This is a genomic window from Mesorhizobium sp. B2-5-13 (genome assembly GCF_006440535.1).
GTDB lineage: Bacteria > Pseudomonadota > Alphaproteobacteria > Rhizobiales > Rhizobiaceae > Mesorhizobium > Mesorhizobium salmacidum.
Map to the genome: position 1 here is coordinate 91,401 of NZ_VFUI01000012.1, position 22,676 is coordinate 114,076.

The window sequence follows — 22,676 nt, forward strand, 5'->3', positions numbered from 1 at the left end:
TCTATCGAGCCTCGTGGGGGCGAGCATCCGGCGACCGCGAAGCGGCGGGCTCGCTTAGCGAACTCCCCGACGGCCTTTCGAGACCGAGGAAGCGATTACGCTGTTCGGCCCACAGCCGCGCACATCCATCCTCACGCAGGGCAGCCTCGCCGAGGGCCTGGCAGCGGCGCAGGCCATCGGGAAGCGGATTCGGCACCGAGGCCGCCGGTGTGTGCGGGCCCTCCCCCACCGGCTTGTCTTCCTTCCGGCTCATCTCGAGCGCCGTCGCCGTCATGGCGACGGCGACGAACACGATGGCCACGAGGCGAGCAAGGGTTTTGCCGTCCATGGCCATCGACCTCAGCGGTTGAACATCTGGACCGAGCCGGCCTGGTAGCTAGAGCCAGGCGCCAGGAAGCGGCGGCGTTGCTCACGGCCCTGATCGACCGCGGCGGCACGTTCGGCCTCGCTCAGCGCCTGGGCGCGACCATTGGCGGCTACCAGGGCGGTCAGGTCCGCAAGCTGCTGGCCCTGGAGCGCAAGCAACTGGTTGCCAGCTTGCGTCGCCTGCAGCGCACCGATCGCCGATTGGCTGGCGCCGACCAACGCCGACATCTGCGCGCGGCCGGTGTCGATGTTTCCGACGACGCCCGCCTGGACGCGCATTGCGTCCTGGAGACCGCCCACTGTGTTTTGCCAGCGCGAGCGCGCGTCCGTGACGAGTTGCTGGTCGGAAACAGAGAGCGAAACACTGCTGTATTGCTGCTGAAATGCCTTGTCGACCTGCTGGACGTCGAAGGCGATGTTGTGTGCTTCGCCGAGAAGCTGTTGCGTGCGCTGTACCGACTGTTGCAGTTGCTGCAGCGATGACAAAGGCAGGCTGGCGAGGTTGCGCGCCTGGTTGATCAGCATCTGGGCCTGGTTCTGAAGCGAGGTGATCTGGTTCGTGATCTGCTGCAATGAGCGCGCAGCCGTCAGGACATTCTGGGAATAGTTCGACGGATCAAACACGATCAAGGCATGTGCTGGCGCAGTCATCATCGGCGCGATCGGCGTGGCGAGCGTCGACGCGACCAGAAGAAGGACGCGCCGGCGGCTTTGACGAATAGTCATGGTTTGGAGTCCTTTTCAGGTTCGGGAACGGTGAGGTCGGGAATGAGGTCGGCGGCCCAGCCGACGTCGCGGGCACGCAGCCAGGCCGACAGGAAGCCGTCGCGGCCATGCTCGGCGATGATGCTGCCGATCAGCGCCTGATCGCTCTTCGAGGACGCGGCGCAAAGTGCCAGCCCGACCTCGGACAGGCCGAGCTCGAAGAGACGGTTGCCGCGACGGGACTGGCAGTAATAATCGCGCTTGGGTGTGGCTCGCGCCAGGATCTCGATCTGGCGGTCGTTCAGGCCGAAGCGGCGATAGATGGCGGTAATTTGCGGCTCGATCGCGCGTTCGTTGGGCAACAGCAGCCGGGTTGGACAGCTTTCGATGATCGCCGGCGCGATAGCCGAATTGTCGATGTCGGAGAGCGACTGCGTGGCGAAGACGACGCTGGCATTCTTCTTGCGGAGCGTCTTCAGCCATTCGCGCAACTGCCCTGCGAACGCGTCATCGTCGAGGGCAAGCCAGCCTTCGTCGATGATGAGCAGGGTCGGACGACCGTCGAGCCGGTCGCCGATGCGATGAAACAGATAGGACAGGACGGCCGGCGCGGCCTGCGTGCCCACCAGACCTTCGATTTCGAACGCCTGCACGGATGCCTGCCCGAGATGTTCGGCCTCTGCATCGAGCAGCCGGCCGTTCGGGCCACCGACACAGTAGGGCCGAAGCGCCTGCTTCAGGTCATTGGCCTGCAGAAGCACGCTGAGCCCGGTGATGGTGCGCTCCTCGACCGGAGCCGAGGCGAGCGAGGTCAGCGCCGCCCAGATATGCTCTTTTGCGTCCGGGGTGATCTGGATGCCCTCGCGCGTCAGGATCGCGACGATCCAGTCAGCCGCCCAGGCGCGCTCGTATGTGTCATGAACGCGGGCGAGCGGCTGCAGCGAAACGGAAGCATCCATGCCTTCGGTGAGATGACCCCCGAGATCGTGCCAGTCGCCGCCCATGGCGAGCGTCGCCGCGCGGATCGAGCCGCCGAAATCGAAAGCGACGATCTGAGTGTTGCGGTAGCGGCAGAATTGCAGCGCCATCAACGCCAGCAGCACCGACTTGCCGGCGCCGGTCGGGCCGACGACCAGCGTGTGACCGACGTCGCCGACATGAAGAACCAACCGGAACGGGGTCGAACCTTCGGTCTTGCCGTAAAGCAAGGGAGGACCGACCAGATGCTCGTCCCGTTCCGGCCCCGCCCACACGGCAGAAAGGGGGATCATGTGGGCGAGATTGAGCGTCGAGATAGGCGGCTGACGGACATTGGCATAGGCGTGCCCGGGCAATGAGCCGAGCCAGGCGTCGACGGCGTTGACGGTCTCGACAATGGCCGTGAAGTCGCGGCCCTGGATGATTTTCTCGACAAGCCGCAGTTTCTCGTCGGCCACGCGCGGGTCGCAATCCCATATGGCGATGGTGGCGGTGACATAGGCCATGCCAGCCATGTCGGCGCCGAGCTCCTGCAACGCGGTGTCGGCGTCGGCCGCCTTGTTGGCGGCGTCCGTGTCGAGGAGTGCTGATGCCTCATTGGTCATCACCTCCTTCAGGATCGAGGCGATGCTCTTGCGCTTGGCGAACCATTGCCGCCGTATCCTGGTCAAAAGGCGGACAGCGTCGACCTTGTCGAGCAGGATCGCGCGGGTCGACCAGCGGTACGGGAAGGCCAGCCTATTGAGGTCATCAAGCAGGCCGGGTGTCGTGGCGGTCGGAAAGCCGACGATGGTGAGCACGCGAAGATGCTTGTCGCCAAGCCGCGGTTCGAGCCCGCCGGCGAGCGGCTCGTCGGCCAGCAGCGCATCGAGATAGATCGGGGTCTCGGGGACGCGCACCGGATGGCGCTTGGTCGAGATGGTCGAATGCAGGTAGGTCAGCGTTTGGCCATCATCGAGCCAGTGACACTCAGGCATGAACCCGTCGAGCAGGGACAGCACGCGCTCAGTCCGGTCGACAAAAGCGCGGACGATCTCGCCCGGATCCGCGCCCGACTGGTCGCGACCCTCATAAAGCCAGCCTTCGGCGCGCGTGGCGTCCGCGGGCGGCGCCAGGAAGAGGAATGTCAGAAAGTAGCTCGATACGAAGTGAACCCCTTCCTCGTCGAAGTCGGCTTTGCGCTCGGCATCGAGCAGGCCGGAGGCCGCGTTGGGAAACTGGCTTTCGGGGTAAGAAGCCGCTTCGTGCCGCTGCGCTTCGACGAAGATGCTCCAGCCCGAGCCGAGACGACGAAAGGCATTGTTGATGCGCGATGTCACCGCGACAAGTTCCGCCGCTACGGCGGAATCGAGATCGGGTCCGCGAAACCTCGCGGTGCGCTGAAAGCTGCCGTCCTTGTTGAGCACGACCCCGGGGGCGACGAGTGCCGCCCAAGGCAGAAAGTCGGCAAGGCGAGCAGCAGTCCGGCGGTATTCGGCGAGGCTCATCATAGCGGCGCCCTCAAACCGACAGATGCCCGGGCAGCCGCAGGTGCCGGCGTGCGACTTCGAAAAAAAGCGGATCCCGCCTGGCGGCCCACACCGCCGTTAAATGACCGATAGCCCATATGAGAAGACCGACCAGCCAGAGCCGCAGCCCAAGACCGACGGCGCCCGCCAACGTGCCATTCAGGATCGCGATTGCACGCGGCGCGCCCCCGAGCAGGATCTGCTCGGTCAGCGCCCGGTGCACGGGCACCGTCCACCCCGGCACTGTGTCGAGCTGTTCGAATCCGGTTGTCATCAGATCAACGCTCCACCGCCGAACGAGAAGAACGAAAGGAAAAAGCTTGATGCCGCGAAGGCGATCGAAAGGCCAAAGACGATCTGGATCAGCCGCCTGAAGCCGCCTGAGCTGTCGCCGAAGGCCAGCGTCAGGCCGGTGACGATGATGATGATGACGGCGATGATCTTGGAGACCGGTCCCTCAACCGACTGCAGTATCTTCTCGAGCGGCTGTTCCCACGGCATCGAGGAGCCGGACGCAACGGCGACCGGCGCGACCATGAGGTTGAAGGCAATGGCGGCGCTGGCCGCGGCCAGGCCGGCGCGGCAGCGCGAAAGCAGGCGGGTCATGAAATCTCTCCTGTGTTGATCGGGGTAGCTTCAGCAATGCGATAATCGCCATCGGGCCCCAAACCCTCGACCCGGACCAGTTCGACAAGCCGTCGCTCCGCGCCGCGTCCGGCGAGCACGGCGACAAGGCCGATCGTGTCGGCGATCAGCGCACGCGGGACAGTGACGACGGCCTCCTGGATCAGCTGTTCAAGTCGGCGCAGAGCGCCAATACCGGAGCCGGCATGAAGGGTGCCGATGCCACCGGGATGCCCGGTGCCCCAGGCCTTGAGCAGGTCCAGCGCTTCGGCGCCGCGCACCTCGCCGATGGGGATGCGATCGGGCCGCAGGCGCAGCGAGGAACGAACCAGGTCGGAAAGCGTGGCGACGCCATCCTTGGTGCGCATCGCGACGAGGTTGGGGGCCGCGCATTGCAGTTCGCGGGTGTCCTCGATGATGACGACCCGGTCCGTCCCTTTCGCCACTTCGGCGAGCAGCGCGTTGGTCAGGGTCGTCTTGCCCGTCGACGTGCCGCCGGCAACGAGAATGTTTGCGCGGCCCGCAACCGCGGCGCGCAAGACAGCGGCGTCGCCAGAAGTCATGATGCCCGCCGCGACATAGTCATCGAGCGTGAAGACGGCGACCGCGGGCTTGCGGATCGCGAAGGCCGGCGCGGCGACCACCGGCGGCAGCAGGCCTTCGAAACGCTCGCCGCTTTGCGGCAACTCGGCTGAGACCCGCGGTGACCGGGAATGGACCTCGGCGCCGACGTGATGGGCGACCAGACGCACAATCCGCTCGCCAGCGGCAGGCGCGAGCATTTCCCCCGTATCGGCCAAACCTTCAGAAAGCCGATCCACCCAGATCCGGCCGTCAGGGTTCAGCATGACCTCGACGATCGCGGGATCGTCCAGGAACCGGGCGATGGCGGGTCCGAGCGCGGTGCGCAGCATACGGGAGCTGCGCGCGCGTCCTTCGGTATCGTTGTGCGAGATAGCCATCCTGTCCCCGTTGGATCGGGAACTCGTCGAGCAGCTCCCGGTCGGGATGAGCAAGAAAAGCCTGGAGCGGCCGGATTCAACAGCTTTCGACTGCCGTCGTAGCGCAGCGAGCAAAAACCGCCGAACGGCGGCGCCGAGGTCAGTTAGCTTTATGGCGGCATATCGGGGCGTTCCAAGATCGGCGGAATATAAACTTCAGCAATCATATGTACATGTTTATTGACACCGGACTCCCACCGGGTTTATGAGATCGCCTGGCAGTGGCGGCGATCGCCCTTTCCACGGCGCGGAGGATTGTCATGCGGTTCGGTCCCGAGGACTCGGCGCCAAGTGGTCGTTTCCAAATATGCTCGAAGGGCCCCGACAGTCGCAACGCCGCGCCCTTGACGACAAAGGGCGGTGAAGCGTCATGAGCATGCTAGACATCTGGCTTGGGATCCTGCAAGGACTGCGGATAACGGCAGCGGTCACCGCCTATGGCTTGGTTTTCGCAGTGCCCTTCGCGCTTGTTTTCGGCGTGGCCCAGTTTCTGACCACCGGCTTTACGCGCTTTCTGGTCACCGCAATAATCGAATTCTGGCGCAGTTCAGCGGTCGTCGTCCTGCTCTTCGTCTTTTACTACGTTCTGCCGGTCATGGGGGTCACTCTATCGGCAATGACCGTCAGTGCATTGGTGCTCGGCCTCAATAGCGGCGGCTATGCCAGCCAAGCGGTGCGGGCCGGGCTCCAATCTCTTCCTGCCGGCCAACGCGAGGCTGGCATGGCGCTCGGCCTCTCGCGCCCGGCGATCCTGCTTCTGATCGAGCTGCCCCAGGCGTTGGTCGCCATGAGTCCCACATTCGTCAACAACCTTATTCAGCTCGTCAAGGCGACTTCCCTCGTCTCGTTGGTCACGCTGACGGACATGACCTTCCGCGCCAAGGAAATCTCGCAGACCGAATACGACCCGGTGGCGATCTATTCGGCGCTGCTGCTGGCGTTCTTCGTCGTCTGTTATCCGATCGCGCTCGCCGGCCGCTGGCTCGAGGCGCGGGTCAACCCCGAAAGAGGAACGCCCCGTGGGATTTGACCTCGACTTCGCGCTCTCGACAATCCCGACCATTATCGGTGCGATCGGGACTACCCTGCTCGCCACGGTCTTGAGTTGCCTCGGTGCGTCGGCGCTTGGCTTCGCTTTCGAAATGATCCGCCGCGGGGGCGGTGCGCCTGGCCTCGCCGTGCGCTTCCTTATCGACTTCATCCGCTCGACGCCGGTCTTGGCCTGGCTCTATTTCCTTTACTTCGTCATGCCCTTCTATGGGATCCGGCTTGGCGCCATGACGGTGGGCATACTGGGGCTAAGCCTGTATTACAGCGGTTATCTGGCGGAGGTGTTCAAGGCGGGCATCGACGCTATCCCGAGGGGCCAGCAGGAAGCAGCCAGAGCCTTGTCGCTCACACGCCGCGACACGGTCATGTTCGTCATCGCACCCCAAATGCTGCGCAACATCGCCGCGCCGCTGGGCAACTACCTGGTTTCGATCCTTAAGGCGACGCCTTATCTCGCGATACTGGCCGTGCCGGAAATGCTCGGGCGCGCCTTCGATATCGCTTCCGAGACCTATCGCTATGCGGAGCCGCTGACCGTCGCCGGCGTTCTGTTTCTCGCCCTGGCGCTGATCATTTCATATGGAGTGAAGCGCATCGAGAAGCTCCTTCTTGCGAGCGGGCGCCGCTGATGCTCGACCGGCGCGCGCTTCCGACTTCGACGCTTCAATCCGTCCCCCTCGTGCGGATCAACGGCCTCAACAAGTGGTTCGGTGCCGTGCACGTTTTGAAAAGCATAGATCTGACCTTGGGAGCGGGTGCACGCGTCGTCATTTGCGGGCCGTCCGGGTCCGGCAAGTCGACATTGGTTCGCTGCATCAACGGTCTTGAGCGTTTCCAAAAGGGCACGATAGAATTCGAAGGGAGAAGTCTGGGAAAAACCGATCGCGATGCCGCGACGGCGCGCCGGCTGACAGGCATGGTGTTCCAAAGCTTCAACCTCTTCCCTCACCTCACCGTGCTTGCCAACTGCACGCTGGCGCTGCGCCGGGTCCTCTTGAAATCGGCGCACGAGGCCGAAGAGATCGCCATGCGGCATCTGACCGCGGTGCACATCCCCGAAAAGGCACGGGCCTATCCGGCTGAGCTGTCGGGCGGTCAACAACAGCGAGCGGCGATCGCGCGCGCTCTCTGTCTCGATCCCCGCATCATGCTGTTCGATGAACCCACCTCGGCTCTCGATCCGGAAATGATCAAGGAAGTGCTCGACGTCATGGTTGCGCTGGCGCGAAGCGGCGTGACCATGGTCTGCGTGACGCATGAGATGGGCTTTGCGCGCGAAGTCGCCGATGAGGTCGTTTTCATGGATGAAGGCCGCATCGTCGAGCACGCGTCTTCCAGTGATTTTTTCTCTAGAGCCGCTCATCCGCGCGCCAGGCGGTTCCTGGATACCATCCTGAGCCACTGAGAGCTGATCCTGTGAACCGCGCACGCAAACCGGCGCGATCGCCGACATGACAATTGGATCGACGCCGGAATCGCCGCGCGGACTACCAGTCCGGCGCGAATGCGTAACCAGCAGAGCGGACCGTCCGGATCACGTCGCTTCCCACAGATGCCCGAAGCCTTTTGCGCAACCTGGCAATATGAACATCAACACCCCGTATATCGGTTGCGGCGGCGTGTTCAGGCCATGCGGTCGCGACCAGTTCCTCGCGGCTGAAGACCTTTCCAGGTTGCGCCAGAAGGCTGCGCAACAGTTTGAACTCTATCGGTGGCATGACGATTTCTTTTTGTTTGAAGAATGTCCGGTGGGTCTGTCGCTCCAACCGGAAATCACCCTGCACCAGATCCCCTGTCTTGGTTTCCCGCGCGTGCTTCGCGACCCCTGCCTTGCCATGCAGCCAGGTCAGAAGCTGCTCGGGCGCAAACGGCCGCGAAAATATCTCGTCGACGCCCGCTTTGATAAGGTCCAGGTGCAGTTTGCCGGAACGAGGCGCAACCAAGCCGACAAGGGGCGTTGCTTTTGTCGCTTCGTCCGACTTCAGCGCCAGGCATTGCTTAGCGATTGCGCGGTCGCCCGCATGACAGTCCAGGATGACGGCAAGCGGCGCCGCCGCCTTGATGGCGGGGGCAATCTTCGTGTCTGCCGTGATCAGCCGGGCTTCGAAGCCTGCCACCGAAAGGATGTGCCCGTAAACCAGAAAGAAATCCGGGTCCTTCGAAGAGATCAGGACCAGCGGCGTCATGAGTCGATCAACCGAATTCGGTGCATCATAGGGCTGACTACCGCGCAAGTGGGCGCGAGACAATATCCCCTGGCGGGCGAACTTTTAGCTCCCGGTGGGTATCATCCTAGATTTTGTCTGCAAGTATGACGCCGCTGATGCCATAAGCGCGGCGCGTCTGCTCGATAGCCTCAGGGGTTACATCGATAAGCAGCGCGATGATGTCGCCATCCGGATGCTCGAGAGAGTTGCCGAGCTCGAAAAGTGTCCAGCCAAGCGCACGCAGGCGTTTCGGCCAGAATGTTTCGCACACCACGCTGATCTGTCGAATCCCCAGACTTTGGGCCGTCTCAAGAAGACCGCACAGAACAAAGCCGGCGATCGGCGACGACGCTCCGTGCGTGCGAAGCGATGGAACGACAAAAAAACGCGTCCATTCGAAAATGTCTGCCGCTCTCGGAGGCGTGCCGCCGGCGAGAACTGGGAAGACCTCGCTCATCAGATGCGGCTCCAGCGTCGGAACAAGACGGGAGCCGCCGACGATCTTGCCGTTGGTATCGAGCGCCAGAACATAAACCGCATGCTCGTTGTCGAAGGCGTCGATCTCGATGTTGATGGGCCGGGCGACGGCGCGCCATCGTCTGTGCTTGACGTAAATGTCGTACCGGATGCGAAAATAGCGCTCCAGCACTTTTCTATACTGCTTCCTGTTTTCCCAGGTGACCAAGTGCACACGAACCATGACGCCTCCAGGCGGAGGTCGTAGGAAAACGGACTTTCCGTACGTATGACGGTATTCAGGTATTGTTAAATCTGGATTTCCTGCCGTCGCAGCGCCTTGACGATGGCATGGGACACGTTGATCGCGTCGAGCTTTCCTCGTATGTTGCGTTGATGGCTCTCGACCGTGTTTCTGGTGACGCCGAGGATGCAGGCGATGTCTTCGGTGGATTTGCCTTGTGCGCTCCACTCCAGAAGTTCGCGCTCGCGCGCCGTCAATGGCGTGGGCTGATCTCCCCCGCCAGGTGTTCCTAACGCTGAAAGGCTCCGGAACGTATGTACGCAGAGCGTCTCGATGAAGGGCATGGCGCTCGGCGGGAATTCAATCCGGTCACTCGCGGCGGTGACCACGCCGGGACCTGACAGCGGGACGTGTACCGGGACGCAGATACCTTGTTTCATCCCGAACTCCGCCGCCTCGTCCATCACCAATCTTGCGCGTTTAAACAGTCTTGCGGCTGGAAGGTCGCCCCACAGGAAGGGCTGTGGCGAGTGCCGGCACTGCGCTACGCAAGGATCATGCAGAAAATGCTGCTCCGAGACATATCGAAAATACCATTCGGGAGGCCATCCGTCGCCCAGGATCTCGCGTTGCCAGTCCGCGTCGTGCGGCACCGGCAGGCCGGTGATCAGAAAATTGCGCAATCCATACCGCCCCATGATGGAGCGAAACTCTTGCAGGATTGCATCAGTTGACCGCGCAGTGTCGATCCTTGAGATTGCTACGAAAAGATCAGCAACACCTTCGCTCTGCATTGGCAGACCTCGACAAAAGCCAAGCCGCACGCCGCGCCACAACTTATGCGCGTCTCCACGTTCTTCAATGGGACCTAGAGCGAATGTACACTGCAGGAGTCAATTAGACGGCTAAAGTCGACAAAAAGCGGGCGTTCAATATCTCGAAAGAACATGTGAGCCTTCATTCAGTCGACTTCGCAACCCCTTGTTTCGTCACACGCACAGCCTTCGATGGAACGGCCGCGATCAACTCTTGCGGCTCGACATCCAAGGCCTTCGCCAGGATCTCGACTGTATCCAGCGTGGCGTTGCGCCGACCGGCCTCGACGCTGCTGATATAGGCTCGCGTGCGGCCCGAAACGAAAGACAACTGCTCCTGAGACAGTCTTCTTTCTCTCCGTAGCCGCTGCACGTTCAAACCAAAAACGCCGCGCAGTTTCATTGAACAACGGATGCTACGACGCGCACTATGGTGCGACACACTATAGTGCACATTCCGCATTGACAGCGGTGCGGTTGGCTGTTTGAAACAACCAGCGAATTCATCGTTTCCTGACACAGGAATAGCCATGTCGAGCCGGCCGTTTCGCGACCTCGCGCACAACGTACAAGTGCATTCCTCTGGCGAGATTAGCCGACCCAGAACGGAAGAAAGCCGGGTCCTGGAATTCGTCTGCATCCGATGCGATGCTTCCTACCCCGCCGATGTCATCATCGACTCCAAGGGATGCGCGCGGTGTCAGCAAACCGCACCCGCAAATCTTCGGCCGGTTTATGCCGATCCTCCTCCTCATCCCTTGGACGGTGCCACCTCCTTGCGCTCGCTATGGCGTTTTGCGCATATGCTGCCTTGCACAGCCGCGGATGCAGTGAGCCTTGGGGAGGGTTTGACGCCGTTGCTTGCGGCGCCGCGCATCGGCGCATTTCTCGGTGTTCCCAACCTCGCAATCAAGGACGAAGGCCGAAACCCGACCTGGTCGCATAAGGACCGCTTCTCGACCATCGCGGTCAGCGTGGCGCGGGCGCGTGGCGCAAAGATCATCGCGACCGCCTCCTCTGGCAACGCCGGCGCTTCGCTGGCGGCTTACGCAGCTAGAGCCGGGCTGAAGTGCGTTGTCACCACCTTCGCCGGGTCGGCCGGCGCGATGCTGGCGCAGATCCGAAAATATGGCGCGACCGTGCTGCCCCTGGTCAACAAAATGGACCGATGGTCCCTGCTGGACCAGGCGGCTGCCCGCTATGACTGGTTCATTGCCTCGCCCTATCACGGTCCGGTCGTCGGCAGCCATCCACTCGGCATAGAGGGCTACAAGACGATCGCCTACGAGATCGTCGAGCAATCGAATGGCACGGCGCCGGACTGGTGCGTCCTGCCGGTCTGCTATGGCGATGCATTGTCGGGCGTGTGGGCGGGCTTTTGCGAGTTGTACGCGCAAGGGACGATCACGCAGCTGCCCCGGCTCGTCGCCGCGGAGGTGCACGGGTCATTAGCGGACGCTCTCGCCAGCGGCGCCGATGCCTTGAGCGAACGCAAGATGCTCTTCGACAGCCTCGCCGTATCGATCGGCACGCCACGCAGCACCTTCCAGGCTTTGAAGGCTCTGCGCGAATCCGGCGGGCACGCAGTGCCCGTCGACAATCGCGGCCTGATCGCAATGCAGGAACGCCTTGCGCGGGACGAAGGGATCTTTGCCGAACTGGCGTCGGTCACACCGCTGATCGCAATATCCACGTTGAGGGATCAAGGGATCATCGCAGCCGCAGACCGCGTCGTGGCCGTTGTGACCGCCAGCGGTCTCAAGGACCTCGATCGGTCCACTGGAACGAACGAACACGATCAGATCTTCCAGACGACGGAAGACGCCTGGCGCTGGCTCGACAAAAGCGGGCTGGATCTCGCCTTATAGGTTGTCGACCGCACCAATAGCCGACGGCACCTCACTTGTTGCCTGCGTCTCCAGCACATCGTCGAGACGGCGGCGCAGCCAAAGAAAGCGAGTCCATTGCGTCTCTGCGGCCGGTGCGATTGTCGTCAGCGTCCTCGGCTCAGACGGCTCTTTGCAGGGCCAGCCAGGCAAGGTCGCAAGCCAGTCGTCATTGTAGACAGTTTCGGCATGGCGATGGCCTTCGTCAGGCATGATGACCACGACCTGTGCGTCCGGAAGGGTCGTTGCAACCCATTGTGCGACCAACGCGGCGGCGCCGCTGGTCGGCCCCATGAAGATGCCGTGCTCGCGCAGCAAACGGTGCGCACTCAGATACGCCGGATAGGCGCCGACCCAATGGATCTCGTCGACAAGCTCATGCCTGACATTTTTCGGCAGAACGCTGTTGCCCAAGCCCCGCAGCATGCGTTTGCCGACGGGCTGCCCAAACAGAATGCTGCGATGGGTATCGACGGCAAACACCGTCAGATGGGGAAAGACCGTTCGCAGAAAAGACGCGGTGCCGCATAGCGAACCGCCTGTGCCGACGCAGCCGACCAGGCAGTCAATCTTTCCCACTGCCCGGATGAAAAGTTCAGCCAGCCGCGCATAGGCGAGCCAGTTTCCCGGACTGTCGTATTGGCGGGTCCAGAAGCCCTCCGGCTCCTTGGCCAGGATTTGCTGCAGGCGCTCAAGCCGGCCAGGCTGATTGCCGTCACCGCGCGGATCATCAAGTGCGATGACCGTCGCGCCGATGCGCTCCAGCCGGGCTTTGTATTTGGCATCGATAAGCGTTGAAGCGGTGACGAGGGTAAGGCGATAGTCACGCGCCGCCGCGAGCAGCGCCACCGCCATGCCGAACGTGCCGGACGTCGTCTCGACAATGTGGGAGCCTGCCTTCAGTTCGCCATTCGACGCTGCCCGATCCAGAATGTAGCGGGCCGGCATCAGCTTCATCAACGGAAAAGCCGCCGCCACTAGATTTGGCGCCAGGCGAGCAAGGCGCGGGGTCTCAAGGTCCCTGAAATAGTCAACTCCGAGGGTCACCATGTCCAGCCCTCCGCATTGACCAGATGGACCTCGACTTCCTTGAAGCCGGCGCGTCTTATCTGTTGCGCGACCAAAGCTGCCCGTCGCTTCAGATTCGATGCGAGAAGATCGAAAATCAGACCAAACAACGAGCCGCTATGGGCGACTTGCACCCCGCACGCTCCGGCTCGCCTGGCAATTTCGGCGACCTCCTCGAAACCCTGTTTCGGCAAGTGCCGTTGACTGATCACCGCACTGGCAGAGGCGGCGCGTCCGAGAAGATTTGGATCCTGAAGGTAAACCGCCCGCGCCACCAGCGCCCGAAGGACGCCGAATTCCTGGATTTCGGCACTGTCGTAGCGCGCCGGCGGCAGCTGCAATGTGTCGACGGGGACGCCGCCATTCGCCTTGAACCCGACCAGAAGCAGCGGCGGCAGCGAGCCGCCGAAATTCTCGATCACCGTGCCCTCGCGTTGCGCGAACAGGACCGCATGCTCATCGAATGCGATCGCATCGCTGGCGCGCTCGGCGGCAACGGCGAGACGCCCTATGCTCGAGGGCCGCAACTGGACCTTGAGGGCCGCGGCTACGGCGCGAATGGAAGCGACGACGTCCGCGGTCGATGAGCCGTAGCCGTGCCCCACGGGAATCGAGCTTTGAAGCGTCAGCACGCCACCGCCGGTTACGCTCAAGAAATTGAGCGTGAGCCGCGCGGCTGCCGACGCCTTGACCTTATGATCAGGGTGGACAACGACCGTATCGCCGTCGCTCTTGGCAAAGGTGGCCTCGGACCTCAAACCGGCGATCGGCAGCGTGACGAGCCCGCGATGAAGGCGCCCGCCATCATCCTTGAAGACGCCCTGGATGAGTTCGCCGTGATGCGCTATCGCCGCTCCCGTCCCGATCGAAGACCGCAGCGTTTCACCGCTCATAAGATCGCCGGCGCCAGCCATTTTCATCTCCCCCACGCTTTCTCGCAGCGCAGAAGGATGGCGCCGACGGCTGACATCCGCCCTCAAGGAATTCCGGTATTGACGCTTCCTATCGAACGAGCCGGCGGGAGATCGATGTCAGGCGGCGGAGCCGAGGTGCCTCAGCGGCCGGCCAACCGAAACCGCTTGCGCAGCAGCCATGATACCTTGCGCATCGATCCCGTAATGCCGATAGAGATCGGCGATCGTACCAGTCTGGCCGAAATGCTCGACGCCCAAAGCGCGTGTACGGTGGCCATGGACCGACCCCAGCCAGGCGAGCGTCGCGGGGTGCCCGTCCAACACCGTCACGATGGCGCAGGAAGCCGGAAGACCGGCCAAAAGGCGCTCGACATGACTTGAGGCGCGTGGATGGCCGTACTGGCGCGCCCGGGCCGCGGCTGACCAGCCGGCGTTCAGCCGATCGGCCGAGGTCACCGCCAGAAGCCCGATATCGCGCCGATCGCCGGCCATCAACCCCAGCGCCTGTACAGCTTCCGGCGCGACTGCGCCGCAATAAGCTATCACCAGCTCGGCGTTCGGCCCGGGCTTGCGCAGCCAGTAGGCGCCATCGACGATGTCGCGCGCCAGCTTACCTTCGATCGGGCGTGTCGGCTGCTCGATCGAGCGCGTCGAGAGCCTGAAGTAGACCGAGCCTCCGGTCTGATCGCGCAGCCAGGTATGGTCGTCAGGCTCGGCTTCGCCGCTACGCTGTATATAGTCGAATGCCCATCGCAGGATGATTGCCAGTTCATCGACATAGGCCGGCTCGAACATCGCCAGACCGTCCTGCGCCATGCCGATCAGCGGCGTGGCTATCGACTGATGCGCTCCGCCTTCGGGAGCCAGTGTCACGCCGGAGGGCGTCGCGGCCAGTATAAAGCGGGCGTCCTGGTAACAGGCATAGTTGAGCGCATCGAGGCCGCGCTCGATGAAAGGATCGTAGAGCGTGCCGACCGGAAGCAGGCGCTCGCCGTGGAGCGCGTGCGACAGGCCGAGCGCCGAAAGCATCGTGAAAAGGTTCATCTCCGAAATGCCCAGTTCGAAATGCTGTCCCGACGGCGCAAACGTCCAGTTGAAGGTGGAGGGGATGCGCTCCTCGCGGAAAATGTCCGCCTGGTCGCCGCGCGCGAACAGACCCCGCTTGTTTACCCAGGCGCCGAGATTGGTCGAGACGGTGACGTCGGGCGATGTCGTGACGACACGGCCTGCAAAGTCGCTGTCCGATTTTGCGATCTCGTGCATCAGAAGCCCGAAACCTTGTTGTGTCGACATGGACGGCTGAGCGCCGAAGCTGATGCACGCCGGAACCGGAATAGCTGGGGCTGTGTGGCGCCGCGGGGCTGCCTCCGCGAAAGGCGACGACGCGAGGAAGGACCGTATCGCAGCCTCGTCATGGGCGAGGCCCTCGAACATGTCCCATTCGCGGCCCTCGCGGACTCCCATGCCTTGCCGCAGCGCGTCGACTTGCGCCGGTGTCATCAATCCGGCGTGGTTGTCTTTGTGGCCGGCCAGGGGCAGGCCGAAGCCCTTGATCGTATAAGCGATGAAGCAGGTCGGACGATCATGCCCGCGTGCTTGCTCGAAGGCATCGATGATGCTCTCCAGATCGTGGCCGCCGAGGTTTGCCATCAGGGCCGCAAGGTCTTCGTCGCTGCGTTTCTCGATCAGACGGCTGACCGGACCCTGATCGCCGAGATCATCGAGCAGGCGCCTGCGCCAGGCAGCGCCGCCCTGGAAGGTCAGCGCGGAATAGAGCTGGTTGGGGCATGCATCGATCCAGGTTCGCAGCTTTTCACCGCCATCTTCCTCGAAGGCTGCCTGTTGCAATTTCCCGTGCTTGAGGATGACGACATCCCAGCCGAAGTTGCGAAAGATGGATTCGAAACGCTGCCACAGGCTTTCGCGCACCACCGCGTCGAGGCTCTGCCTGTTGTAGTCGACGACCCACCAGGTGTTGCGCAAGCCGTGCTTCCAGCCCTCGAGGAGAGCCTCGAAGATATTGCCTTCGTCCATTTCGGCGTCGCCGAGCAGGGCGACCATCCGCCCTTCCGGCCGATCGGTCTTCCAGCCTTTTGCCCTGACATAATCCTGGACCAGCGAGGAGAACAGGGTCTGCGCCACGCCCAGTCCAACCGACCCGGTCGAGAAATCGACATCGTCGATATCCTTGGTTCGGGACGGATAGGACTGCGCGCCGCGATAGCCACGAAAATTCTGCAGCTGTTCGAGCGTCTGCTTGCCGAACAAATACTGGATGGCATGGAAAACCGGGCTGGCATGCGGCTTGACGGCGACGCGGTCCTGCGGCCTCAGGATCTTGAAATAGAGCGCCGTCATCAAGGTCGAGGCGGACGCCGACGAGGCCTGGTGGCCGCCTACCTTGAGGCCGTCCGTCGACGCTCGAAGATGATTGGCATGATGGATCATCCAGACGGCCAGCCAGAGGATCTTGCGCTCAAGCTCGGAAAGGATCGTCATCGTCGGCTCCTGTGAAATCGCGGCTCAACGATACCTGCGTCGATCTTCCGAATGTGACTATTCTTGCGCAAATTGATCGGTGATATTGGCTGATCGAGCCAATAGTGGCGACTAGACGAGGGAAGCATGCCAAATCCAGCGCTTGACGCAATCGACCTGAAGATCATCGCCGCGCTGCAGAAGAACGCCAAGGCGACTTCGAGCGACCTCGCCGAAGCCGTCGGTCTGTCGCCCTCGCCTTGCGCGCGGCGGGTCAGGCTCCTGGAGAGCGCCGGCGTCATCAAGGGCTACACCGTGGTCGTCGACCAGAAGAAGCTCGGCCTGCCGATCAGCGCTTTCGCGTCGATCAAGCTTGAACGGCAACGCGAGGACGATCTCGACCGCTTCTCGCAAGCCGTGCTGCGCTGGCCGGAGGTGGTCGACTGTTATCTGATGACCGGCCAGCGCGACTACCTGATGCGCATCGTGGTGCGCGACCTCGAGGCCTATGAACGGTTCATCAAGGACAAGCTGACGCGGCTGGACAACATCGCTTCGATCGAAAGCAGCTTCGCCCTGGGTCAGGTCAAGCGCTCGGAAGTCCTGCCCATCTGATGGAGCGAGTATTCTGCGGCGGCCATCGCGGCGGCAACTGAAGCGGGGGCGGGCACCCGTGTGACCCACCCCGATGGCGTTTTCACCCGCAGAATGCATTCCACTTGCGCCACCCGCGAGAGCCTCTCATTGCCGAGTCGGCAATATTTTGTACATATTTTGTTTATCTACATTGACGCGTTGGCCGCCCTCAACGTAGCGTTGAACGGCTGCGGCGGGAACGCCTGCGCGCAACTCAATCTCACGGGAGGACTGCACGATGAAATTTCGAGCCCGATCTGTCGCCATTGGCCTGGCCTGCATCGCCTATGCCACGATTGTTGGATCCGTGCTGCCGGCCACGGCGGAAACGACAAAGGAACGCGTATTGAGAGAGGGGAGGATCGTGATCGGCATCCACAACCGCTCGCCATGGGGCTACAAGCAGGAAGGAACCGGCGAGTTGCTCGGCTGGCATCCGGACCTGCTCAGAGCTGCGTTCGCCGATCTCGGCGTCAAGCAGGTCGACTTCGAGGTCACCGAGTTCGGCGCGTTGATCCCTGGGTTGATGGCTGGGCGTTTCGATGCCGTGGCGTCCGGCTTGTCGATAACGCCGCCGCGATGCCAGCAGGTTGCCTTCGGCGCTCCCGACCTTAGGCAGGACGACGCGGCGATCGTACTCGCCGGCAACCCCAAGGCGATCCATGGCTATGCGGATCTTGCCAAGAAATCCGACGCCATCATGGGCGGCGGCCGCGGCAGCAACGTCATCCAGAACGCCATCGCCGAGGGCGTCCCTGAGGATCGCATCCTGCAGTTTCCCGACATCGAGACCAACATCGCGGCACTGCGCGCCGGCCGCATCGACGCCGCGGTATTTTCTTCCCCGACGGTGATCGGGCTGCTGTCCGGCAAAAAGAGCCCCGATCTGGAACGCGCCAACCCATTCACGACCGACGAGAAGTCGATCAGCTACGTCGCGGTCGCGTTCAGGAAGGATGATGGCGACCTGCGCGACCTTTACAATCAGGGGCTCGCCAAGGTCATATCGAACGGCACAATTGCCACCATCATGGCGAAGTACGGATTTGGCCCCACCGAAAACGTGCCGCCAGGATTGACGACCTCGCAGTTGTGCGGAGCCGCCAACTGACCGGGTCGACAACAGAAGCCGTCCAGCATCAACACGACAGGGTGGCGCGCCGCGCGAGCTCGCGCGGCGGCCTCTGTGCGCCGACAGGCTCTCACATCACTGTCGTTCAGGATCGCTGGACGGCGCGATGTCTTCGGGGATTTCTTGCCGCAGGCTCGGCCCCTTGGCCAGGCGCCTGCCAAGCGCGGAAATGAAAGCTTCATAGCGCTCGCTTGCCTTGGCTCGCGCTGCCTGGGCCATCGGCTCCGGCAAGGCCGGAGTGGTGGCCAGCCAGAAGCGAATGAATACCGCCTGCGTTTCAACCGAGATGCCGACATCGCGCTCCAACCGCGCGATCCGGCGATCGATCCGGTCGAGACGCCTGGAGATCGCCGCCTCGCGTTGCGCGTCGGCATCCGGAGAGAGGAAGGAGGCGATCGCCGCTTCAGCGATGAGCGACTGCGAGCGATCGCGCCGGGCGGCGTATTCGACCAGCAATGCCATCACGGCAGGGTCGAGATACACGGAAATCTGCACCTTTTTCTTGCTTCTCGTCACGACCGTCACAGCTCCATGCCGTCGTCCGGGTCGAGCGCGATCTGACGCGCCATGCCCCGCACAAGGCGAGCCATCCGGCTGCTGCTCGCGAGATCATCCGCCTCGTCAGGCGCTTCGATCTCGAACTCGTTGACGGGCGGCAGCTCCGCCGCGGCCGGGAGAAGAGGATCGAGCTCTGGCTGACGTCGCAATGCGGACTCGGTCGATTCCTCCTGGAGTTTCGTCACGGCAGTTGCGGCTGCCGTACCCGGTGGCGGGAGCGGCAACGCAAGCGCCGTCCAATCGTCAGGCTCCGGCTCGGCTCGAGCCGTGACAGCCGGTGGCGGCAGAATGCGCTCCCGCAACCGCGGGTCTTCGAAATAGCGCGCCTTCTTCGCCCGGATCGGCGGCGTGCCCGCCAGCATGACGATCTCGTCGCCTGCCGGCAACTGCATGATCTCGCCGGGCGTCAGCAACGGCCGCGCCGTCTCCGAGCGCGAAACCATGAGATGACCGAGCCAGGGCGAGAGCCGGTGACCGGCATAGTTCTTCATCGCCTTCAGCTCGGTTGCCGTGCCCAGGGCATCGGAGACACGCTTGGCGGTACGCTCGTCATTGGTCGCGAAGCTGACGCGTACATGGCAGTTGTCCAGAATAGAATTGTTCGGCCCGTAGGCCTTCTCGATCTGGTTGAGGGACTGCGCGATCAGGAAGCTTTTCAACCCGTAGCCGGCCATGAAAGCGAGCGCGGATTCGAAGAAGTCGAGCCGTCCGAGCGCCGGAAACTCGTCAAGCATCAGAAGCAATCGATGGCGATCCGCCCTCGCCTGCAGATCCTCGGTCAGACGGCGGCCGATCTGGTTGAGGATGAGACGGATCAGCGGCTTGGTGCGACTGATGTCGGAGGGTGGAACAACGAGATAGAGCGTCGCCGGACGAGGATCGGCGACCAGGTCGGCGATGCGCCAGCCGCATGCGCGCGTCACCTCCGCCACCACCGGGTCGCGATAGAGCCCAAGGAAGGACATCGCGGTCGAGAGCACGCCGGAGCGCTCGTTGTCGGACTTGTTCAACAACTCACGGGCGGCGCTGGCGATGACGGGATGCGGACCGCCCTCCCCCAGATGCGGCGTCGTCATCATCGCGGCCAAGGTCGATTCGATCGGCCGCTTCGGATCGGACAGGAATGCCGCTACGCCGGCAAGCGTCTTATCCGGTCCGGCATAGAGCACATGCAGGATCGCGCCGACCAGGAGCGCGTGGCTCGTCTTTTCCCAGTGGTTGCGTCGTTCAAGCGAGCCTTCGGGGTCGACCAGGATGTCGGCGATGTTTTGCACATCGCGGACCTCCCATTCACCGCGGCGGACCTCGAGCAAAGGGTTGTAAGCGTCCGACCTGGCATTGGTCGGATCAAACAACAGCACCCGGCCGTGGCGGGCGCGGAAGCCGGCGGTCAGACCCCAGTTCTCGCCCTTGATGTCATGGACGATCGCCGAGCCAGGCCAGGTCAGCAACGACGGCACTACAAGGCCGACCCCCTTTCCCGAACGCGTCGGCGCAAAGCAAAGCACATGCTCGGGCCCGTCGTGGCGCAGATAGTGCGTTCCATAGCGCCCCAGCACCACGCCGTCGGGGGCAAGCAGGCCTGCCGCCTGCACCTCGCTCTTGTCGGCCCAGCGCGCGGAGCCATAGGTCGCGACCTTCGTCGCCTCGCGGGCACGCCAAAGCGACATGCCGATCGCCACGGCGATCGACATGAAGCCGCCCGAGGCGGCAATGATGCCGCCGCGCACAAAGATGCCCGGCGCATAGGCATCATAGAAATACCACCACCAGAAGATGGCAGGCGGATAATAGACTGGCATGCTGCCGATGACGAACCAAGGCGTTCCCAGCCGCTCCTGATAGCCCAGCTGCCAAGCCGACCATTGCGTCGATCCCCAGATCGCGAGGAGCACGATCAGGAAGACCACGACAATCTGTCCCCAAAGGACTTTCGTTCCCGACATTCGTTTCTCCTCGTGCCGAGAGGTCAGCAAGGTTGATGCGAGATTCAACAGCCGGCCCATGCCGATCGTGTCGCGTCGCGTTCCCGGCAAGGAAGACAGGCGATCGGCACTCAGGCTCCGATCCCCCTTGAAAGCGCCTTCATAAGCCGAAGCCGGGCTTGCGGCCGAAACTCCAATCGGCGCCGCCGTCGCCGCGAACGACACCGGAGACGTGATTGCCGAGATGTCGCTCCAGCGAAGGCGTCCAGGGCACGAGCTGAAAGCCGAGGCCATCATCGATCATCGCGAAACGGCCGGATGCAAGCGCAAAGCGCTGCCTGTAGGTGCCCGACACGAATTCGCCTTTCCCGGCACGGTTGAATGACTGGCCCGTCTGAGTCGCGAGCCTGCTCGCGAGCACGTCGAGTTCCCTCTGGCGGAGCGTGTCGATCAAGTTTCCGGCAAAGACGGTCCCGCCCGGCCGCCGCTCCGCCAGCCCCAGTCCGACCAGGTGCTCGGCGCGCCGATCAAGCGCCTGGCGCACCTCGGCGCCGAAGCCGCCATCGGAAAGCGCCGCCGCAGGACGGGCAAGCGCCTGCCGGTCGAGCCAGGTCGCCCCCTCCGCAACCACCTGTCTGTCGATGTCGAAATCGGAGCGCACGGCAAGCGCCAGCCGTCGGCGTCCCTGGGCGTCCTCGAATTTGCGCAGTTCGACGATCGCGCCCGGCGCCCCGTCACCCGTCGCCTCGAGATCGGCAAGCCGGACGTGATGACAACGTCCGTCGACGCCATCGATGACCGCATAGGCCGTGCCCTTGAGTTCGTCATCCAGTCCGCGCTCGACCAGTCGGCCGATAATCGTCTCGCCGATGGTCTCCGCGGCCAGCACATAGCTGGCGCTCGCGCGTTCGATGTCGCGGACCGAGAATGCGCGATGCATGCGTTTGATGATATCGCCGCGCTCACCCATCTGGCGCAGCGTCGCCTCGGCTCTGTCGCTGAGGATCCACTGACCAGGACCGAGTTGCTCGGCAAGGCCGAGCGTTTCCAGCCTGCGCAGCCGCCCGATCTTTGGCGCGATGAATTCGTCAGGCTGGCGATCGGCACATGGCGCGAGATCGATGACGCCGCCATCGCGTGCGTCTCGAAGCAACTGGCGGTCGAGCCCGGTCCACCGCTCGGCCTCGACCTGACGCTCGACCTGCCGGCGGATCTCAAGATCCGATCGGGGGCCAAGCTCCTGCGTGACGAGCTCGCTGGCGCGATCGCGCATGCCGCGGCTGATGTAGTCGCGCGAGATCACCAGGTCCTGGCCGTCATCGGCCCGGCCGCGCAGGATGACGTGGACATGCGGGTTGTCGGTGTTCCAATGATCGACCGCGATCCATTCGAGCACCGTGCCCAGATCCTTCTGCATGCGGCCCATGAGATCACGGGTGAAGGATTTCAGGTCGGACATCTCGACGGCGTCCTCCGGCGAGACGATGAAGCGGAAATGATGCCGGTCGTCCTTGCAGCGCCTGACGAAATCCGGGAGCGACGCATCGTCGACCTCCGGTCCGAACATGCGGGCTTTCGCGTCGTCTCGCGTGACCCCCTCCCGGCGCAGATAGTTGAGGTGGCTCGCCAGCGGCGCGCCACGTTTCGAATGGCGAACCACGCGGGTCTTGATCGTGGCGAGGCGGGAGCGGCCGGTGAGGAAGCGATTGGCCTGAAGGCTCGCTGCCCTGCCCCGCCCGAACCGCGAACTGTTGCCTCTCCCGATCCGGCCTGAGCGCGACACGCTGCCGCCGGCCTTTTGCGCCGCCGCAAGCGCCTGGGCGATGAAGGGCCGCGACGATTGGGCTCGCGTCGAGCGAATGCGGCCCGGACGGACGCGGAACTCGTGCTCATCGGACACGGCACCCGTCCTCACCCTGCCATTTGCGCAGAGAATACAATAATTTGCATGCTCTCAGCACATTGCGCGAAGGCGCTGCAATGTGCGGTAAGCGGCAAAAAACCCAGCAAATGCAACCAACCGACCGCAGCACAATGTGCGCCCTTTTATCTTGCCATCCCTCGGTTGCTGCCTCTTGCCCCGTGCGCCTCAAAGGCTGCGACGTCCAAAGAGGCGCCGGGGCGC

22 protein-coding genes are annotated in these 22,676 nt (G+C 63.1%); 6 read left to right on the forward strand and 16 right to left on the reverse strand.

Annotated features, from left to right (window positions below):
* Position 1 precedes the first annotated feature (1 nt).
* Genes trbK-alt through trbB form a run of 6 tightly spaced genes read right to left on the reverse strand, consistent with a single transcriptional unit; the run spans position 2 to position 5,143 of the window.
* Complete coding sequence (gene trbK-alt, locus FJ434_RS20165; RefSeq protein ID WP_140751580.1) at positions 2-328, reverse strand: putative entry exclusion protein TrbK-alt; 327 nt, start codon at positions 326-328, stop codon at positions 2-4.
* Between the two features lie 11 nt (positions 329-339).
* Positions 340-1,092: a P-type conjugative transfer protein TrbJ gene (trbJ, locus tag FJ434_RS20170; protein WP_140751578.1), complete on the reverse strand. Its 753-nt coding sequence runs from the start codon at positions 1,090-1,092 to the stop codon at positions 340-342.
* Positions 1,089-3,539, reverse strand: a complete 2,451-nt coding sequence (gene trbE / locus FJ434_RS20175) for a conjugal transfer protein TrbE (protein WP_140751576.1) — start codon at positions 3,537-3,539, stop codon at positions 1,089-1,091. Before trbE ends, trbJ begins: the two co-directional genes overlap by 4 nt.
* 10 nt (positions 3,540-3,549) lie before the next feature.
* Entirely contained in the window at positions 3,550-3,831 is a 282-nt protein-coding gene (locus FJ434_RS20180) for a VirB3 family type IV secretion system protein (protein WP_140751574.1), read from the reverse strand.
* Entirely contained in the window at positions 3,831-4,163 is a 333-nt protein-coding gene (locus FJ434_RS20185; protein ID WP_140751572.1) for a TrbC/VirB2 family protein, read from the reverse strand. The genes FJ434_RS20180 and FJ434_RS20185 overlap by 1 nt, the downstream gene beginning before the upstream one ends.
* Entirely contained in the window at positions 4,160-5,143 is a 984-nt protein-coding gene (trbB, locus tag FJ434_RS20190; RefSeq protein WP_140751570.1) for a P-type conjugative transfer ATPase TrbB, read from the reverse strand. Before trbB ends, FJ434_RS20185 begins: the two co-directional genes overlap by 4 nt.
* Positions 5,144-5,552: 409 nt before the next feature.
* On the opposite strand from trbB, the gene FJ434_RS20195 reads away from it, so the two are divergent.
* The 3 genes from FJ434_RS20195 to FJ434_RS20205 are packed head-to-tail and all read left to right on the forward strand — an operon-like array spanning position 5,553 to position 7,637.
* Entirely contained in the window at positions 5,553-6,212 is a 660-nt protein-coding gene (locus FJ434_RS20195) for an amino acid ABC transporter permease (RefSeq protein WP_140751568.1), read from the forward strand.
* The gene (ehuD, locus tag FJ434_RS20200) at positions 6,202-6,861 is read left to right on the forward strand and encodes an ectoine/hydroxyectoine ABC transporter permease subunit EhuD (protein WP_140751566.1); all 660 of its coding nucleotides are present in this window, start codon (positions 6,202-6,204) and stop codon (positions 6,859-6,861) included. Before FJ434_RS20195 ends, ehuD begins: the two co-directional genes overlap by 11 nt.
* Entirely contained in the window at positions 6,861-7,637 is a 777-nt protein-coding gene (locus FJ434_RS20205; RefSeq protein ID WP_140751564.1) for an amino acid ABC transporter ATP-binding protein, read from the forward strand. The genes ehuD and FJ434_RS20205 overlap by 1 nt, the downstream gene beginning before the upstream one ends.
* 82 nt (positions 7,638-7,719) lie before the next feature.
* On the opposite strand, the gene FJ434_RS20210 is transcribed toward FJ434_RS20205, so the two are convergent.
* The 4 genes from FJ434_RS20210 to FJ434_RS20225 all read right to left on the reverse strand — a co-directional run bounded on the left by FJ434_RS20210 (position 7,720) and on the right by FJ434_RS20225 (position 10,357).
* Positions 7,720-8,418, reverse strand: a complete 699-nt coding sequence (locus FJ434_RS20210) for a response regulator transcription factor (RefSeq protein WP_140751562.1) — start codon at positions 8,416-8,418, stop codon at positions 7,720-7,722.
* A 106-nt stretch (positions 8,419-8,524) separates the two neighbouring features.
* On the reverse strand, positions 8,525-9,088 hold the full coding sequence (locus FJ434_RS20215; protein WP_246678378.1) for an acyl-homoserine-lactone synthase: 564 nt from the start codon (positions 9,086-9,088) through the stop codon (positions 8,525-8,527).
* A 116-nt stretch (positions 9,089-9,204) separates the two neighbouring features.
* On the reverse strand, positions 9,205-9,933 hold the full coding sequence (locus tag FJ434_RS20220; RefSeq protein WP_140751558.1) for a LuxR family transcriptional regulator: 729 nt from the start codon (positions 9,931-9,933) through the stop codon (positions 9,205-9,207).
* A 163-nt stretch (positions 9,934-10,096) separates the two neighbouring features.
* Positions 10,097-10,357 carry a helix-turn-helix transcriptional regulator gene (locus FJ434_RS20225; RefSeq protein WP_140751556.1) on the reverse strand — a complete coding sequence of 87 codons (261 nt, stop codon included), beginning with the start codon at positions 10,355-10,357 and terminating at the stop codon, positions 10,097-10,099.
* 127 nt (positions 10,358-10,484) lie between these two features.
* Between FJ434_RS20225 and FJ434_RS20230 the strand changes: the two genes are divergently transcribed.
* The gene (locus FJ434_RS20230; protein WP_246676108.1) at positions 10,485-11,822 is read left to right on the forward strand and encodes a threonine synthase; all 1,338 of its coding nucleotides are present in this window, start codon (positions 10,485-10,487) and stop codon (positions 11,820-11,822) included.
* Here FJ434_RS20230 and FJ434_RS20235 read toward each other — a convergent pair.
* The 3 genes from FJ434_RS20235 to FJ434_RS20245 form a co-directional block, all read right to left on the reverse strand.
* The gene (locus FJ434_RS20235; protein WP_140751554.1) at positions 11,817-12,890 is read right to left on the reverse strand and encodes a PLP-dependent cysteine synthase family protein; all 1,074 of its coding nucleotides are present in this window, start codon (positions 12,888-12,890) and stop codon (positions 11,817-11,819) included. The two genes, FJ434_RS20230 and FJ434_RS20235, sit on opposite strands and share 6 nt — an antisense overlap.
* Complete coding sequence (locus tag FJ434_RS20240; RefSeq protein ID WP_348640974.1) at positions 12,884-13,822, reverse strand: kinase; 939 nt, start codon at positions 13,820-13,822, stop codon at positions 12,884-12,886. The genes FJ434_RS20235 and FJ434_RS20240 overlap by 7 nt, the downstream gene beginning before the upstream one ends.
* Positions 13,823-13,939: 117 nt before the next feature.
* Positions 13,940-16,321, reverse strand: a complete 2,382-nt coding sequence (locus FJ434_RS20245; RefSeq protein ID WP_140751550.1) for a transketolase — start codon at positions 16,319-16,321, stop codon at positions 13,940-13,942.
* A 126-nt stretch (positions 16,322-16,447) separates the two neighbouring features.
* Between FJ434_RS20245 and FJ434_RS20250 the strand changes: the two genes are divergently transcribed.
* Positions 16,448-16,915 (forward strand): Lrp/AsnC family transcriptional regulator, encoded by a 468-nt coding sequence (locus FJ434_RS20250; RefSeq protein WP_140751548.1) that lies wholly within the window; start codon positions 16,448-16,450, stop codon positions 16,913-16,915.
* A gap of 259 nt (positions 16,916-17,174) precedes the next feature.
* On the forward strand, positions 17,175-18,047 hold the full coding sequence (ehuB, locus tag FJ434_RS20255; RefSeq protein WP_140751546.1) for an ectoine/hydroxyectoine ABC transporter substrate-binding protein EhuB: 873 nt from the start codon (positions 17,175-17,177) through the stop codon (positions 18,045-18,047).
* A 96-nt stretch (positions 18,048-18,143) separates the two neighbouring features.
* On the opposite strand, the gene FJ434_RS20260 is transcribed toward ehuB, so the two are convergent.
* The 3 genes from FJ434_RS20260 to FJ434_RS20270 all read right to left on the reverse strand — a co-directional run bounded on the left by FJ434_RS20260 (position 18,144) and on the right by FJ434_RS20270 (position 22,451).
* Positions 18,144-18,584 carry a CopG family transcriptional regulator gene (locus tag FJ434_RS20260; protein WP_140751544.1) on the reverse strand — a complete coding sequence of 147 codons (441 nt, stop codon included), beginning with the start codon at positions 18,582-18,584 and terminating at the stop codon, positions 18,144-18,146.
* Positions 18,585-18,589: 5 nt separating this feature from the next.
* Positions 18,590-20,572 (reverse strand): conjugal transfer protein TraG, encoded by a 1,983-nt coding sequence (locus FJ434_RS20265; RefSeq protein WP_140751542.1) that lies wholly within the window; start codon positions 20,570-20,572, stop codon positions 18,590-18,592.
* A 139-nt stretch (positions 20,573-20,711) separates the two neighbouring features.
* Positions 20,712-22,451, reverse strand: a complete 1,740-nt coding sequence (locus FJ434_RS20270; protein WP_140751540.1) for a VirD2 family relaxase/mobilization nuclease — start codon at positions 22,449-22,451, stop codon at positions 20,712-20,714.
* Positions 22,452-22,676: the final 225 nt, after the last annotated feature.